Raw genomic sequence first — 14,755 nt, 5'->3', positions numbered from 1 at the left:
TTCGCGAAGGCCCACCAGCGCATGCTGCGGTAGCGGAGGCACCGCCACGGAGAGCGGTCGACGGAGCGGTCGGGAGGGGTGGTGGGAGAAGGCGCGGAGACGGCGGCAGACACAGCGGCAGACACAGGAAGGACCCAAGACGGAGCGCGGAGCGCGAGAGGCGGCAGGTGTGGCGGGGAACAGCGCTCCGCACCGCCGACGCGCACGGTCGACGCCCGGCAGCGGAAGGAGGGGGAGGAACGGTCCCGCAGGCCATGGTGGCAGAACCTCCCGCCCGAACCGGTGGCCCGGGGCGCCCGAAGGCCCGCCGACAGGGCCCCTCGCCCTGGCCCGCCAAGGCCGACGGGGCAGCTGGTGTGATTGCTCACAGCGGCCGCCCGGAACAGGGGCGGACACCTTGCGGCCCAACCCGGCGTGCCCCGCGAGAGCGTCCTCGGGACAGTGGAGTGCATGAGCGTGCACGAGCGGACAGGCCACGTGCCGGCCGACCGGGTACCGGCGGGCGGCCGCCCACAGGTACTGGTCCTGCGGGCCCTGGGCCTCGGCGACCTGCTGACGGTGGTGCCCTGCCTGCGGGCGCTGCGGCGGAGCATGCCGGACCGCGACATCGTCCTGGCCGCGCCCGGCCGGCTGGCCGCCGTCGCCGCCGCCACCGGCCTCGTGGACCGCGTCCTGCCCACGACCGCGCGAGGACGCGGCGTGCCCGCCGGACTGAGCTGGCAAGGACCGCCGCCGGAGCTGGCCGTGGACCTGCACGGGAACGGGCCGCCCAGCCATCTCCTCCTCCAGCGGCTGCGGCCGCGCCGGCTCCTCGCCTACCGGCACGAGGAGACCCCGGACGTCCCCGGACCCGAGTGGCGCGACGACGAACACGAGCGGGAACGCTGGTGCCGCCTGCTGCGCTGGTACGGCATCGAGGCCGACCCCGCCGACCTCTCGATCACCGCCCCTGCCTGCGCCTCGCCCGCCCCGGGTGCCGTCGTCGTCCACCCCGGCGCGGACGCCGGCTCACGCCGGTGGCCCGCGGACCGGTTCGCGGCGGTCGTACGCGCCCTGCGCCGAGCGGGCGAGGAGGTGGTCGTCACCGCCGGCGCGGGCGAAGGGGCGCTGGCGCGGCGGGTGGCGCAGGACGCCGGGCTGCCCCGGGAGGCGGTCGTCGGCGGCTCCGGTGACGTGCCCTTCCACGAGCTCTGCGCGCTGGTCGCCGGCGCGCGCTGTGTCCTGGTCGGCGACACGGGTCTGGCCCACCTCGCGACGGCCCTGGGCACCCCGTCCGTCGTCCTCTTCGGCCCGGTGGCCCCCCGCCTGTGGGGCCCGCCCCCTTCCACGAAACACCGCGTGTTGTGGTGTCCCCGCCCGGGGGAGGACCCCTTGCGGCCGGGGGACGCCCACGCGTCGCTGCCCGACGCCCGGCTCCTGCGCATCACCGTCGGCCAGGTGGTCGAGGCGGGGCTCGGCCACTGCCCTTGACCAGCGCGATCCCCTCCCGGCGAAGCCGTTGTGCCACGGCCTCACCCCTCGATACCGGTGGCGGTGTGGGCGGCGCCGACCGGCTTGGATTCGGGAGATCCCCGCTGGCGCAGGTAGACGGAGAGGATCACCATGGCGGCCACGGCCAGGAGCTCCGACTGCCAGTTCTGCAGCGTCCTGTTCCAGAAGTCCGGTGAGACCACGTAGGCGCCCCAGCCGATGGGGTCCTGGAGCTGCCGCAGCTGCTGCTCGTCGTAGGCGGCCACTCCCGTGATGGACTGGGCCAGCCAGGACAGGACGAACAGACCGCCCATGACGAGGCCCAGCGAGCGCGAGTACACCAGCTGCCGCCAGTCCTTCGTGCCCGCCCAGCGCGGCGAGTCCTTCCCGGCGTGGTCACCCACGCGCTGGTCACGGTCCGACTCGGAACCGATCTTGTGGAGTTCCTTGGATTCCGGTGAGCCCCGCTGGACGAGCCAGACGGTGCCGAAGATGAACAGGAAGAACTGCAGGAACTCCGACTGCCAGTTCTCCGTGACGTCCACGGCGAAGTCCGAGGACGTCATGTACTCGCCCAGACTGAGGGGCTGGAGACCGTCGTCGGTGAGCTGACCGTTGAACTCGGCGTGCCCGGCCAGCGCCTGCCCCAGCAGGACCAGCAGGAACGCCGAACCGAAGGCGAGGGTGAGGCTGTTGTCCCTCCAGAAGCTCCCGTGCTGCCGGCTCCCTTGCCGGTTTCCGCTCATCGGTACATCGCTCCGATCGCGATGAAGTAGCCCAGCCCGCCCACGATCACGACCAGGCAGGCGACGAAGAGTCCGCGCATCCTCATCCGCCCTTCACGGTGCACTTGTAGGGCTTGTCCTCCTGCGGCGTGCAGCCTGCCGCGACGACCCGCCATCCGCCGGTGAGCTGGGACAGGAACAGCGTCTCGCCCTCGGCGCGGACCAGAGCCTGGTGCCCGTAGACCTCGACGCCGTCCACCGCTCCCGGCGCCGGCAGCTGCTGCCCCTCCAGCGCCTTCGCGCACACCTGCGCCTCGTCCTCCTCCAACTGCGCGCGCGTCTCGGGGGCCAACAGACCGCACGCCGCCCCGTAGTCCTGGGCGCCGAGCGCCTGCTCGAAGGCGCGGCCGGCATCCCGGGCACCGTCCACGCGCGCCCCGGACGCCCCGCACCCCGTCAGCAACACCGCGAGCGTCCCCGCCAGGGACACGGCCCCGGCCGCCCTCAGAGCCGCCCCGCCGCGGGAGCCCGCCGCCGGTGTCATCGGCTGCCGGCGCCGGGAGTGGCCAGTGGGTCCCGCGGCGCGTTCGGCTTCTCGCCCGTGTCCTCGTCCTCGGTCCTCTCGAACTGCGGGAACGGCTTCTCGACCGCCTTGCGGTCCTCGCGCAGGAGCACGAACGCGTCCATGGATGTCCTCCGAGTATGCGGATTACGGAACAGGCGCCCCACGTTTCCCTACCCCGGGGGAAGAGGTTCTGCCACGCAGCCGGGCCGATGTCGCCCGAGCGGACCAGCCGGGCCGTCAGGGGCAGCTGATGCGGGTGTCGCCCGGGTCGGTGGTGCAGGTGTCGGTGTTGAAGCCGCCGTTGGCGCTGTCGTTGCCGGAGACCGCGTCGACGGTGTCGAGGCGGTCGTCGCCGTAGTAGCCGGTCAGGGTGTCGTTGCCGGGGCCGCCGATGAGGATGTCGTTGCCGAAGCCCCCGTCGACGTTGTCGTTGCCGGGGCCGGCGTGGACCGTGTCGTTGCCGTAGCCCGCCCGGACGGTGTCGTTGCCGCTCAGGGCGCAGATGACGTCGTTGCCGAAGCCGCCGGTGAGGGTGTCGGTCCCGCTGGTGCCGATGATCGTGCAGCCCCGGGCGTTGTTGACGCTGGTGGTGGCCGTCGCCGTGTTGTTGGCGGTCGCCGGGTCCGTCTGGGCGGCGGAGGCGGTGGCCCGGTCCGAGAGGGTGCCGGTGGCGCGGGGTTCGGCGACGAACCTGACCGTGGTCCGCGCGCCGGGGGCGAGGCTGCCGAGGGTGCAGTTGGCGGTGGTGGCGGAGAGGGTGCAGGTGCCCTGGCCGGGGGTGGCGGACAGGAGGCCGCCGGGGCCGGTGAGGGTGTCGGTCAGGGCGACTCCGGTGGCCGTGCTGGTGGTGCTCGTGTTGGTCACCGTCACGGTGTACGTGGCCTGGTCGCCGATGCTGACGGAGCCCGGGCCGGTCTTGGTGACGGCCAGGTCCACGCCGGGCGGGGGCGGCGGGGTGGTGACCTGGTAGCGGACGAGGCCCCGGTCGTCGCCGGTGTTGCCGGAGACGACGATCTTCCCGTCGGCCTGCAGGGCCACCGCGTTGGCGGTGTCGAAGTAGCCGAAGGAGACGTCGGTGCGGACCTTCCCGCCGGTGCCGAAGCCGCTGTCCAGGGATCCGTCGGCGTTGTAGCGGGCCACGCCGAAGTCGGCCAGGCTGATGCCCGCGGCAACGATCTTGCCGTCGGACTGGAGGGCCAGGTCGGCGGCCCCGTCCAGGGTGTTGGTCCCGAAGTCGGTGGTGACCTTGCCGTCGCCGTCGAAGGTGCCGTCCAGGCTGCCGTCGGCCGGGTTGTAGCGGGCGAGGGCGAAGTCGAAGCCGCTGTGGCCCGCCGTGACGATCTTCCCGTCGGGCTGGACCTCGACCCCGTTGGCCACGTCGGCACCGGCGAAGGGGGTGGTGACCCTGCCGCCGTCGCCGAAGGTGGTGTCGAGGCTGCCGTTCGTCTGGTAGCGGGCGAGCGCGAAGTCGGAGTCGTTGGAGGGGTAGTTGTACCCCGAGCGGCCCGCGATGACGATCTTGTTGTCGGACTGGAGGGCCACGTCGAACGCGGTCGCGGAGCCCCCGGCGAAGCCCGTGGTCACCGTGCCGCCGTCGCCGAAGGTGGTGTCGAGGCTGCCGTCGGCGGCGTTGTAGCGGGCCAGGGCGACCTCGGTGCCGCTCCCGCCCGCCGCCACGATGGCGCCGCCGGGCTGGATCACGACCGCGTGGGCCTCCTGCGGGCCACCGGTGCCGAAGTCGGTGACGGTGAAACCGCTGCCGTCGAAGGTGGTGTCGAGGCTGCCGTTCGTGGTGAAGCGGGCGACGGTGAACGCCCCGCCGCCGCCGTCGGGATCCGCGCTGTAGCCGGCTACGACGAGCTTCCCGTCCGGCTGCACCGCCACCGCGTCGGCCGTGTCGTCGCCGCCGCGCAGGTCGGCCGTGATCCTGCCGTCGTTGTCGCCGTCGCCGTTGAAGGTCGGGTCGAGGCTGCCGTCGGTGTTGTAGCGGGCCAGCGCGAAGTCGGAGTAGCCGCCCGCCGCGGGGACGGTCAGGCCGACGGTGACGATCTTGCCGTCCGCCTGGATCACCATGCCGCGGCTCTCGTCGTAGCCGCCGCCACCGAAGTCGGTGGCGACCCTGCCGTCGCCGTCGAAGGCCGGATCGAGGTCGCCCGGTGCGCCGAGCGCGGGGGCGGGCAGGGCCAGGACGAGCACCAGACCGGCGGCGACGGCCGCGGCCGCGCCCCGGCGCGGGACTCTGCGGGGGCCGAGGACGGAGGTGGACGCGGCCGCGCGCGTGGACGCGTCGGTGGAGGTGGAGGATGCGGACGGGGACGTGGACATGGAGACCCTTCGTCTGTTCACCGCCGCCATGCAGCGGGCCGGCGGCTCCCACTGGACAGGCCACAGCCTGTTGTGGACGCCGCGACCGGGCACGTACGGCGGGCCGCGCTGGGCTCACTGGACGGTCGGGATTCACCCCGTCGGACGAGCCGACCCTCCGGCGCGGGGCCCGCGCCGCCGCCGGCTCTTCCACCGGGTACCACCCCTCCCCGGGACGCCCGCCGCCCCGAACAACCCCGCCCGGCTGCGCCCCTGACAGCTCACCGGAGCCGGCCTCCGGCCGCGGTCAGCGCTCTGACCGGCGGCCGGCCCCGTGCCGCCCGTCAGGGCGCGTCGACGAGGACCCGGCCGTCGGCCGGCGCGACCGCCGCGAGCCCGCTCGCGTACGCGTACTGCACGCGGGACCGTTCCGTGGCGTTCGGCACGGCGTTGGTGCAGGCCGTTCCGGCGCTGGATCCGGACATCAGCTGGGTGCACGGCCCCGGCTTGGTGTCCGGGAGGCCCAGGCTGTGGCCCAGCTCGTGCGCCGTGATGCGCGTCTTGTCGTACCCCTGGCTCACGGCCTCCGCGCCGAGTTCGACCCGCACCTGCCGCCCCGGACGGACCGGTCCGAGGGTGGCCTGCGGCCAGCCGGTGGTGGCCACGATGACGATCTCGGCCCGGACGCCCGGTGCGGCCTTCACCAGCCGCACGTTGCTGACGTTCGCGTTCCAGGAGGCCACGCCGGCCGCGACTGCGGCTTCCCAGCCTCCGGCCCGGCTGTCGTCGTACCGGAGCGTCACTGCCGCCGCAGCGGTGCCGGGCAGGGCCGCGGGCGCGGGTGCCGCGGTCGCGGCGGTCGCCGCGGCGAGGACGAGCGCGGCTGCGGAGGTGCCGATTTTCACGCAGGTGCCCAGGAACATGGCGTGCTCCTTCAGGTGTGGGGGCCCGACCCCTGGGGCGGAGCCGGGGTGTCGGAGGCGCCGCCACCGCCCGCCAGTGGTCCGGACGTTCGGACAGCCGCCCCTCCGGAGCTCTAAGAAAGTAGCCCCGCACCCCGGTGACTCGTCATGCACCTGCCAGCCATTTACGCGCGGCGCTCCGGCCGGTGCCCGGTCAGCGGGCAGGACCCGCGTCCCCGTCGGCCGGCTGCGCGAACGGAAGGGCTGACGGTGGCGTCCCGTGCGGCCTCCCGCCCGGCGCGGGCGCTCACGTCACCAGGCGCAGCGAGGTCTCCGCGATGCCCAGCCTGACGCTCTGACCCCACGTCAGTTCCAGGGCGTCGGCCTCCATGCCGTCGCCGAAGACCACGATCCGGTCCGACTCCACGGTCAGCCGCAGCCCCTGCCCCCGCCCCAGCTCACCGGCGACCCTGCCGGTACCCGTCGCGGGTGACGGCCAGGCCTCGCGCACGAACCACAGGAGCCGCCGGTCGCACGGCGCGGGCAACTCGGCGGTGCTGCCGCGCTCCAGCCACAGGGAGCGCAGCCAGCCCGTCGCTCCCGTACCGGTGCCCACCAGCAACCCGGAGGACGCCTGGGCCTCGCCCGGGCCCTCCTCGCCGTCGGGCCCCAGGCGGTAGCGGGCGGTCTGGTGTCCGGGCGGGCCCAGGTAGATCTCGTTGAGGGCGACGAGGCGCTGGGTGTCGTCGGCGACGGCCTCGACCATGGTCAGCTCCTCCGCCCGGCCCCCGCCGGCGGTCGCGGCGCCCAGCAGGGCGGCGGCGTCGGCGCTGCGGTGCCGGACGAGGACCCCCGGGTTGCGCCCCGGGTCGGTGTCGATGCCCACCACCGGCTGGCCGCGGGGGTACTTCGCGGTGTTGGCGACCAGGCCGTCCTGCCCGACCACGACCACGACGTCCTCTTTTTTCGTACAGGAAGCGGTCCAGGTCCGCCCGCTCCACCCGGGTGGACCGCCAGGTGAGCGGCACCGCCGTCGCCACCTCCCGCATCGCCTGCCGCGCGTGTTTTGTGGCGGCGGGCCACCTCGTCGATCGAGCGGCCGCGGCTGGAGAGGAAGAACGCGGCCTGCCCGTGCGTCCCGTGCCGCGCGAGCAGTTCCTCGTACTCGGTCCTGCGGTGCACCAGCACCCGCCCGCGGGGCCAGGCTCACTCGCCCGCTCCGCCGTCCGGGCGTCCGAGCCGGGCGAGGAGTCCGGTGAGGACGTCGGGGGAGAGGGTAACGCTCTCGATCCGCGGCAGGTTCTCCGCCAGCCGGGTCGCCGCCAGGGCGTGCAGCGTGGCCGGGCCGGCCTCGCCGTGCACCCGCAGCCAGGCCGCCTGGGCCTCGGCGCGCGCCGCGCCCGTCTCGCGGGCCGCCTCGGCGTCCGCGCGGGCCAGCCGGACCTTGCGGGCCGCCTCGGCCTCGGTCCGGACGGCGTCCGCCGCCGCCTTCTCCTCGGCCTCGCGGCGGGAGTTGGTGCCCCGCTGGTCGACCAACTGCTCCTCGCGCCGGGCCAGTTCGATCTGGCTGGCCAGCTCGTTCTCGGCGATGGCCCGCTCGCGCTCGACGGCGACCGCCCGCCGTTCGTACGTGGCCCGGTCCGCCTCCTGCTGGATCTGCTCGCGGGCCGGGGTGCGCAGGGCGCGCTCCACCTCGGCCTCGGGGCGGATCGCCACGACCCGCACGGCCACCACGTCGATACCGGTGGCCGGGAGCCGGGGCTCGGCGGCGAGACCGTCGACGACCCGCTGCCGCACGGACGCGACGCCGTCGACCAGGGCGGCGGCCAGCGGGGTCCGGGCCAGTACGTCCAGCGTGTGCTGCTGCGCGGTCTCGGTGAGGAGGGTGGCGATCTGCTCCAAGGGCGCACCGCGCCAGCTCCCGGTGTCCGGGTCGACGGAGAAGTCGAGCCGGTCCGCGGCGGCCGCCGGGTCGCTGATCCGGTAGGTGACGGTGGCCTGCACCGTCACGTCCTGGAAGTCGGCCGTGCGGGCGTGGAAGGCCATGGCCAGTTCCCGGTCGTCGACCGGCACTTCGGAGAGCGCCGCCGACAGCGACCGGTACCAGAAGCTGAGCCCCCGGCCGTCGTGGACCAGCCGGCCGCGCTTGTGGTGGCGGATGTGGGCGGTGGGTGCGGAGCGCAGGTGGCGCCAGCCGAGGCGCCGGGTGATGTCCGCCATGGCGAACCCCCTTAATTTCGTCAGTGCGACGATAAGGGGGCGCGCGTCATATCGTCAAGGGGACGAAAAGGGCTCGGTCCCTTGCCGGAGCGGGTGGATCCCGCCCCGGTCAGCGGCGGTAGAGCCAGCCGGCGACGGCGTGGCCGATCAGGAGGTAGACCACGGCGGCGATGCCGTAGCCGACCACCACCTGGATCCATTCGCGGCTGAAGGTGAACAGGTCGTACGACCAGCCGGCGAGCCAGGCCGCGGCGTCGTGGACCGCCCCGACCAGGCCGTTGGCCTGGTTCGCCTCCAACAGGTAGAGCAGGATCCAGAGTGCGATGACGAAGGCGAGCACGTCCGCCACCGCTGCGACGATCCGGCCCGCCTGACTGCTTCCTCGGCTGCGTACTCGCGAGTGAGTGCTCATGAACCGCGTGTTGCCGCGCACGCGCGACGTAAACCGCCCGCCGCGCGCGGCCCGCCCGCCGCCCGCCGCGCCCCGGGCGGCGGGCGGCGGCGACCGGCCCGACAATGGGCGGGAACGCTCGCCGCCGGCCGCCCGCACCGGGCAACCGCGGGTACGCGGTCCTGGCCGGCCTGAGGAGGTCCAGCCCATGAAGCGCAACCTGTACGTCTCCGCGGCCGTGGCCGCGGCCGTGGCCCTGCTCGCGGGCGGCCCCGCTGCCGCCGCCGTCGCGACGCCCGCCGACGCGGCACGGACGGCTCCCGCGGCCGCCCCCGCCGCCCCCGCCGACACCACGGCGGAGGGGGCCGCCGCCGCGGCCCTCAAGGACTACCCCGGGGTGATCGAGTCCCTCGACCGGGACGGCAACGTCTGGCACGTGGACGTGGTCACCAAGGACGGCAAGGGCCACGCCGAACTGAAGGTGGACGCGGCGAACGGCAAGGTGACCCGGGAGAACGTCGACACCGACGAGGACGCGGGCGAACACAAGGACCTGCTGGCCGCCAAGGTCACCGCCGAGAAGGCCCTCAAGGCCGCCGTGGCCGCCCACCCGGGCGAGGCGTGGGCCGTCGAGTGGGACTCCGACGACAACGGCAAGTCGGCGTCCTGGCACGTCGAGGTGCGCGGATCCGACGGCAAGACCTGGGACGGCTCCGTGGACGCCACGACCGGCAAGGTCACCGCCCGGTCCGACTCGGACGACGACTACGACAACGGCTGACCGGGCCGGAACAGTGCGGCAACACCACCCGCCGGCCGCGGAAATGAGTAGCGGTACGGGTCGGGGTGAGTACCCCGACCGTGCCACCCGGGCCGGGGACGCGGGTTCACTGGGGGCATGACCACATCGAACCCCGAGCAGGAGCAGGGACGTTGGGACCGGTTCCGGTCATGGTCCTGGTCCCGCTTCCCGACGGCCCGCCGCACCCGCCCCTGCCAGTGGTGCGGCCGGCCGGTCCTCCAGCCCTTCCCGGGCGCGGCCAAGACGACCTGCTCCGCCGGCCACTGGCTGCGCGACGTCCGCGGCGACTTCTGGCGCAAGCTGTGGAACAGCCTCTGACCGGCGCCGCCCGAACGCCGTGTGCATAGGGTGAGCCCATGTCTGTCACCTTGAGTTCCACGAAGGCCGCCGCCGCCCTCCGGCGATCGGCCCGGGTATCCGCCGAGTTGCTGGTGGTCCTGGTCATGGCGGCGGCGGTGCTGTGGGTTCTGGGCCGGATGTGGTCGGTCATCTGGCCGCTCATCGTGGCCCTGCTCCTCACCACCCTGACCTGGCCCCTGGCCGCCTTCCTGCGTCGGCGGGGGTGGCCGCCCGCTCTGGCCGCCTCCGTGGTGACCGTGCTCTTCCTCCTCGCGGCCGCCGGCATCGTGGCGCTCATCGCGGTTCCCGTGGCCTCCCAGTCGGGGGAACTGGTCGACGGCGTGGCCGCGGGCATCCAGCAGCTGCGCGAGTGGGCGGCGGGGCCACCGCTGAACATCGGCAACGACCAGATCACCGGCGCCTTCGACGCTGCGGTGGCCCGGCTCCAGAACAGCGTCGGCAGTGCGGTCTCCACCGTCGCCACGGGAGTGAGCACCGTCTTCAACGGCCTGGTCACCGCCGTGCTGGCGGTCTTCCTGATGTTCTTCTTCCTCAAGGACGGCCCCCGCTTCCTGCCGTGGCTCACCCGCCAGCTCCCCGGCCGGCTCGGCACCGACGTTCCGGTGGTGGCCGCGCGCGGCTGGCAGACCCTGGGCTCGTTCGTCCGGTCCCAGGCCTTCGTCGGCCTGCTGGACGCCGTGTTCATCGGCCTGGGCCTGTGGATCGTCGGCGTACCCCTGGTGCTGCCGCTGGCGGTCCTGACCTTCGTCTCCGCGTTCGTGCCGATCGTGGGCGCCCTGTTCGCCGGTCTGGTGGCGGTGCTCATCGCGCTGGTGTCGAACGGCCTGACGGACGCGCTGATCGTGCTGGCGATCATCGTCGCGGTGCAGCAGCTGGAGGGCAACGTGTTCCAGCCCATGATCCAGAGCCGCGGGCTCGGCCTGCACGCCGCGGTCGTCTTGCTGGCTGTCACGCTGGGCGGCAGCCTGGCCGGGGTCGTGGGCAGCCTGCTCGCCGTACCGGCCGCCGCCCTCGTCGCCGTCGTCTGGAACTACCTGCGCGACCAACTCGGCGAACCGCCGCACGATCCGGCGGCCGCCGAGGGGCTGCCCACCGCCCCCGCCCCCTCGTAGGCCCGCTCCGCCGCTCCGCCGCTCCGCCTAGGAAGGGGGCGGGGTGGGGTCTTCAGCCCCCGCGTCCGGGCGCCCGTCCGCCTCCAGACCGGCGGGGTCCCGCCGCTCCAGCGGCCGCAGCGCCGGGCCCTGGAGGACCTCGCCGTCGACGTCGAAGCGGGAGCCGTGGCAGGGGCACTCCCAGGTGCGCTCGCCGTTGTTGAAGGCGACCAGGCAGCCCATGTGGGTGCAGACGGCGGAGACGGCGTGCAGGCCTCCCCGGTCGTCACGATGGACCGCGCAGGGACCGCCCGCCGCCCGGACCACCGTGCCCTCGCCCGGCCGCAGGGCGCCGACGGGACCGTTCGTACCGCCGCCCAGCGCCTCCAGGCGGTCCTTGACGAAGTGCTTGCCGGTGTCCCACTGGGCCTTCAGGAACTCGGACGCCGACCCGAGGACGGCACCCGGACGGCCGGGGGCGTACAACGCCGCCCACGGGTTCTCGGCGTCCGTCACGAGGGAGGCGATCAGGAGTCCGGACAGCACCCCGCCGGTCATGCCCCAGCCCGCGAAACCGGTGGCCACGTACACGTTCTCGCCGCCGCCCGGCATCCGGCAAAAAGAGGGGGAGGCCGTCGGTGGCCGCGTTGTCCTGGGCCGCCCACCGGTGGCTCACCTCGAACCCGGGGAAAGCGCTCCCGCGTCCAGGACCGCAGCCGGGCGTACCCGGCTTCCGTGTCCTCGCCGGTGCCGGGCTTGAAGGCCTCTCCCGTGACGATCAGGAGCCGCCCGCCGTCGCCGAGGGGCGTGGTGCGGACGGACCGCTTGCCGCCCTCCCGGGTGATGTACATCCCCTCCGGATCCCGCCCGGAGGGCAGCGGCCCCGCGATCACCAGGTCACGGTGCTGGGTGAGCCGGGTGGCGAGCCGGGCGTGGTCGAAGACCGGGTGGTGGGTGGCCACGACCACGTGGCGGGCCGAGACGGTGATGCCGGACGAGGTGGCGAGACGGCACGGATCACCGCCGTCCAGGTCGGTGACCCGCGTGTGCTCGTAGACGCGTCCGCCGCGGGCGACGAGGTCCTCCGCCACCCCCCGCAGGTACGCGAGGGGGTGGAACTGGGCCTGGTCCTCGACCCGGACCGCGCCCGCGACCGGATAGGGCAGCCCGGTCTCGGTGACGAAGGAGGCGTCCAGCCCGGCCGCCCGGGCGGCTTCGGCCTCGGCCCGCAACGCCTCGACCCCGCCGGGGTCCTCGCAATAGGTGAAGGCCGGCCGGTGCTCCAGGTCGCAGTCGATGCCGAGGTCCCGGGCCACCTCGCCGACGTGCTGCATCGCGGCGCTCTGGGAGGCCGCGTAGAGGCGGGCGGCGTCCTCCCCGTGATCGGTGCGCAGGCTGTCGTAGACGGTGGTGTGCAGGGCCGTGACCTTGCCCGTGGTGTGGCCCGTCACGCCTCCCGCGAGCCGGCCGGCCTCCAGCAGTACGACGCTGAGACCGGCCCGGGCGAGTTCCCGGGCCGCGCTGAGCCCCGCGATGCCGCCGCCGATCACGGCCGCGTCGGCCTCGGTGTCGGCGGTCAGCGGGGGGAAGGTGGGCATGCCGGCCGTCTGCATCCAGTAGGACCGGTTGTGGTCGGATATCGGGTTCATGTCCGGCGACTGCCCGGGAAGCGGGCCGCGATGCACCGGCGCGGAAGACGGCCACCGGACCCGCCCGGGGGCGTTCACAGAGCCAGCACGATTCCGTACGCGAGGAAGAAGAGCGCCACCAGCACCGCCAGGGCGATGATGATCGTGAGCGGACCCTTGCCCCACCCGCGCTTCAGCGGGCGGTAGGGTCCGGCGCCGGAAGTGGTGCTGGCCTCGCCGGGCGGGGTCTCTCCGGGCGGCACCGAGCCGCCTCGTTCCAGACCGGGGGTGGTGCGGGGATCAGGATCCGGGTTGTCGGTACTCATGTCCGGCGTGTCCCCGCAATGACGCCCGGCATGCCCGGAGAGGGGGACTTCCGGGACACCCCTACCCGCTCCTCGGTGAGAGGCATCGGGGGCGGGTGGGGGTCAGGGACCGGGGACCCGTACCGCGAGCAGGACGGCGTCGTCGCGCGCATCCGACGCGCCGGCGGTGCGCAGCAGGGAGCGGAGCAGGGCGTTCAGGGGGATGCCGGGCGGGGCGCCGGCCAGGTGCCCCGCGAGCCGCTCGATCCGGGCCTCGATGTCCTGTCCGCGCTCCTCGACGAGGCCGTCGGTGTAGAGGAGGAGGGTGCTGCCGGGGGGAAGCACGCGGCTGTGGCTGGTGCGCGGCTGGGGCGGCAGGGCGGGGTGGAGGAGCACGTCGTGCTCCTCCAGGCGCTCCACGGCGCGGTCCGGGCCGGCCAGGAGGGGCGCCGGATGGCCGGCGTTGCTCCACCTCAGCAGCCAGTGTCCGGCCGCCGCCGGATGGAGGTGGGCGTGGACGACGGTGCCGCCGGCGGGGAGGCCCAGGCGCCGGCAGGCACGCTCGAGCGCGGCGAGGGCCTCGTGCGGGCCCCCGCCCGGATGGTCCTGATCGGCCTGGCGCAGCATGCTGCGGACCTGCCCCATGATGGCGGCGGCCCCCATGTCGTGGCCGGTGATGTCGCCGACGGTCAGGGCGAACGCCCCCGTGCCGCCCGTGCCGGGGACCTCCGGCAGCGGGTAGGCGTCGTACCAGTCGCCGCCGACCATGTCCTCCCGGGCCGCGGGCCGGTACAGGGCGGCCAGTTCCAGGCCCGGCACGGCCGGGAGTTCGGTGAGCATGGCCTGCTGCAGCCGGCGGGCGACGGTGACCCGTTCGTCGAGGTGGAGGGCGCGTTCGACGGCCTGGGCGGTGTAGACGGCGAGGGTGGCGAGCACCGCCCGCTCCTCCACGCCGATCTCGTAGGGCGTGTCCCAGGCCAGGACCAGCACCCCGAGGGCGTCGCGGGTTCCGCGCAGCGGGAGGCAGACGGCCGTGTGGAGGTCCACGCCGACGCAGCCGGGGGCGGCCGGGGGGCCGGAAGCGGCTCCGGCGCTCCCCGGCGGCCCGGCCACCACGAGCATCCGGTCCTCGCGCAGCGCACGCGCGGCCGGCCAGTGCGAGGCGAGGGAGATGGACCCGGTGCCGGGCGGTGCGGGAGGGCCGTCGTCGGCGGCGGCGTTCAGGGGGCGGAGCATCCCCTCCCGCACCAGGAGCAGGTCCATGCGGGCCGGCTTGAGGTCTCCGCTGACCAGGTCCGCGACCCGCTGGCGGACATCGTCCAGGCTGCTGGTGTCGGCGAGGTCCTCCGACGCGCGCAGGAGCAGTTCGGACCGGCTGAGCAGCTCGTGCGCGCGGGTCGCCTCGCCCTCCGCCGCCTGAGCGGCGTCCTCCGCCGCTTCGCGGGCCTGGCGTCCGCTCTCGGAACGGGACCGCATCCGCATCTGCGCACTGCACGCCGCGGCGAGGTCCGACAGGTCCCGTACGTCGTCGTCGCTCCAGGCGCGCGGACGGTGGTCGACGACCGCGAGGACTCCCACCAGCTCGCCGGAGGTCCCGACGAGGGGAACGCCGGCGAACGCGAACGCGGCGGCGCCGTGCCTGGTACGGGGCACGAACCAGGGCCGGGCGGTCTCCGCGACCCGCCGGCAGCACTCCAGCACGGCCGCACCGGGTTCCGTGCCGGCGGGCCAGTTCTCGGAGACCGCCTCCGCGGCCTCGCCGTCCGGCTCCAGCCACACCAGGCCGTGCCGGGCCGAGAGGAGGCGGGCGGCCAACCGGGCGAACCGATCCACTCCGCCTCCTAGTCCGACGCGTCCGGGAAGGGCCGTGGCCGGCCCTCGGGCTCCGCCGACGGACGGCAGGGGCTTCGCGGAACCGGCGGGCACCGGTTACGCGCCATCGTAGGCCCTGCCGGCCGGCGGAGGGGGTGAGCCGGGCAGGCGCGTGTGCGC

The 14,755-nt window shown here is 74.5% G+C and carries 13 protein-coding genes and 2 pseudogenes; 4 read left to right on the top strand and 11 right to left on the bottom strand.

Annotation, left to right across the window (positions count from 1 at the left end; all coding sequences use genetic code 11):
- Positions 1-450 precede the first annotated feature (450 nt).
- Positions 451-1,470 (top strand): glycosyltransferase family 9 protein, encoded by a 1,020-nt coding sequence (locus SSNG_RS02510; RefSeq protein ID WP_050779519.1) that lies wholly within the window; start codon positions 451-453, stop codon positions 1,468-1,470.
- Between the two features lie 41 nt (positions 1,471-1,511).
- On the opposite strand, the gene SSNG_RS02505 is transcribed toward SSNG_RS02510, so the two are convergent.
- The 8 genes and pseudogenes from SSNG_RS02505 to SSNG_RS02475 form a co-directional block, all read right to left on the bottom strand.
- The gene (locus SSNG_RS02505; RefSeq protein ID WP_007262214.1) at positions 1,512-2,216 is read right to left on the bottom strand and encodes a DUF6766 family protein; all 705 of its coding nucleotides are present in this window, start codon (positions 2,214-2,216) and stop codon (positions 1,512-1,514) included.
- Between the two features lie 82 nt (positions 2,217-2,298).
- On the bottom strand, positions 2,299-2,661 hold the full coding sequence (locus tag SSNG_RS02500; protein WP_206731275.1) for a hypothetical protein: 363 nt from the start codon (positions 2,659-2,661) through the stop codon (positions 2,299-2,301).
- Positions 2,662-2,735: 74 nt separating this feature from the next.
- Positions 2,736-2,882, bottom strand: coding sequence for a hypothetical protein (locus SSNG_RS39035; RefSeq protein WP_206731274.1), 147 nt, complete (start codon positions 2,880-2,882; stop codon positions 2,736-2,738).
- A gap of 115 nt (positions 2,883-2,997) precedes the next feature.
- The gene (locus SSNG_RS02495; RefSeq protein WP_128636837.1) at positions 2,998-5,085 is read right to left on the bottom strand and encodes a DUF11 domain-containing protein; all 2,088 of its coding nucleotides are present in this window, start codon (positions 5,083-5,085) and stop codon (positions 2,998-3,000) included.
- Between the two features lie 323 nt (positions 5,086-5,408).
- On the bottom strand, positions 5,409-5,987 hold the full coding sequence (locus SSNG_RS02490; RefSeq protein ID WP_007262208.1) for a snapalysin family zinc-dependent metalloprotease: 579 nt from the start codon (positions 5,985-5,987) through the stop codon (positions 5,409-5,411).
- 286 nt (positions 5,988-6,273) lie between these two features.
- Positions 6,274-7,176, bottom strand: a pseudogene (locus tag SSNG_RS02485) (hypothetical protein).
- Complete coding sequence (locus SSNG_RS02480) at positions 7,173-8,186, bottom strand: SPFH domain-containing protein (protein ID WP_007262206.1); 1,014 nt, start codon at positions 8,184-8,186, stop codon at positions 7,173-7,175. Before SSNG_RS02480 ends, SSNG_RS02485 begins: the two are co-directional and overlap by 4 nt.
- Before the next feature lie 109 nt (positions 8,187-8,295).
- On the bottom strand, positions 8,296-8,598 hold the full coding sequence (locus SSNG_RS02475; protein WP_007262205.1) for a hypothetical protein: 303 nt from the start codon (positions 8,596-8,598) through the stop codon (positions 8,296-8,298).
- Between the two features lie 187 nt (positions 8,599-8,785).
- Between SSNG_RS02475 and SSNG_RS02465 the strand changes: the two genes are divergently transcribed.
- From SSNG_RS02465 to SSNG_RS02455, 3 genes are all read left to right on the top strand, one after another.
- Entirely contained in the window at positions 8,786-9,358 is a 573-nt protein-coding gene (locus tag SSNG_RS02465) for a PepSY domain-containing protein (RefSeq protein WP_007262204.1), read from the top strand.
- A 117-nt stretch (positions 9,359-9,475) separates the two neighbouring features.
- On the top strand, positions 9,476-9,697 hold the full coding sequence (locus tag SSNG_RS02460) for a hypothetical protein (protein WP_007262203.1): 222 nt from the start codon (positions 9,476-9,478) through the stop codon (positions 9,695-9,697).
- Between the two features lie 38 nt (positions 9,698-9,735).
- Positions 9,736-10,851, top strand: coding sequence for an AI-2E family transporter (locus tag SSNG_RS02455; RefSeq protein WP_042800421.1), 1,116 nt, complete (start codon positions 9,736-9,738; stop codon positions 10,849-10,851).
- Positions 10,852-10,878: 27 nt separating this feature from the next.
- On the opposite strand, the pseudogene SSNG_RS44705 reads toward SSNG_RS02455, so the two are convergent.
- From SSNG_RS44705 to SSNG_RS02440, 3 genes and pseudogenes are all read right to left on the bottom strand, one after another.
- A pseudogene (locus SSNG_RS44705) lies at positions 10,879-12,479 on the bottom strand (FAD-dependent oxidoreductase).
- 74 nt (positions 12,480-12,553) lie between these two features.
- The gene (locus tag SSNG_RS02445) at positions 12,554-12,784 is read right to left on the bottom strand and encodes a DUF6480 family protein (RefSeq protein ID WP_007262200.1); all 231 of its coding nucleotides are present in this window, start codon (positions 12,782-12,784) and stop codon (positions 12,554-12,556) included.
- 102 nt (positions 12,785-12,886) lie between these two features.
- On the bottom strand, positions 12,887-14,596 hold the full coding sequence (locus SSNG_RS02440; protein ID WP_165364961.1) for a SpoIIE family protein phosphatase: 1,710 nt from the start codon (positions 14,594-14,596) through the stop codon (positions 12,887-12,889).
- Between the last annotated feature and the right edge of the window lie 159 nt (positions 14,597-14,755).

It is taken from the genome of Streptomyces sp. C (assembly GCF_000158895.1).
Lineage (GTDB): Bacteria > Actinomycetota > Actinomycetes > Streptomycetales > Streptomycetaceae > Streptomyces > Streptomyces racemochromogenes.
Note: the sequence above shows the minus strand (reverse complement) of the source record. Positions and strands in the feature narration are given on the sequence as shown.

What these genes read in the sequence shown, in the direction of transcription:
- SSNG_RS02455 (WP_042800421.1), top strand. Translation starts at nt 9,736, where the DNA reads ATGTCTGTCACCTTGAGTTCCACGAAGGCCGCCGCCGCCCTCCGGCGA.
- SSNG_RS02490 (WP_007262208.1), bottom strand. Translation starts at nt 5,987, where the DNA reads ATGTTCCTGGGCACCTGCGTGAAAATCGGCACCTCCGCAGCCGCGCTC.
- SSNG_RS02465 (WP_007262204.1), top strand. Translation starts at nt 8,786, where the DNA reads ATGAAGCGCAACCTGTACGTCTCCGCGGCCGTGGCCGCGGCCGTGGCC.
- SSNG_RS02460 (WP_007262203.1), top strand. Translation starts at nt 9,476, where the DNA reads ATGACCACATCGAACCCCGAGCAGGAGCAGGGACGTTGGGACCGGTTC.
- SSNG_RS02445 (WP_007262200.1), bottom strand. Translation starts at nt 12,784, where the DNA reads ATGAGTACCGACAACCCGGATCCTGATCCCCGCACCACCCCCGGTCTG.
- SSNG_RS02475 (WP_007262205.1), bottom strand. Translation starts at nt 8,598, where the DNA reads ATGAGCACTCACTCGCGAGTACGCAGCCGAGGAAGCAGTCAGGCGGGC.
- SSNG_RS02495 (WP_128636837.1), bottom strand. Translation starts at nt 5,085, where the DNA reads ATGTCCACGTCCCCGTCCGCATCCTCCACCTCCACCGACGCGTCCACG.
- SSNG_RS02480 (WP_007262206.1), bottom strand. Translation starts at nt 8,186, where the DNA reads ATGGCGGACATCACCCGGCGCCTCGGCTGGCGCCACCTGCGCTCCGCA.
- SSNG_RS02510 (WP_050779519.1), top strand. Translation starts at nt 451, where the DNA reads ATGAGCGTGCACGAGCGGACAGGCCACGTGCCGGCCGACCGGGTACCG.
- SSNG_RS02505 (WP_007262214.1), bottom strand. Translation starts at nt 2,216, where the DNA reads ATGAGCGGAAACCGGCAAGGGAGCCGGCAGCACGGGAGCTTCTGGAGG.
- SSNG_RS39035 (WP_206731274.1), bottom strand. Translation starts at nt 2,882, where the DNA reads ATGGACGCGTTCGTGCTCCTGCGCGAGGACCGCAAGGCGGTCGAGAAG.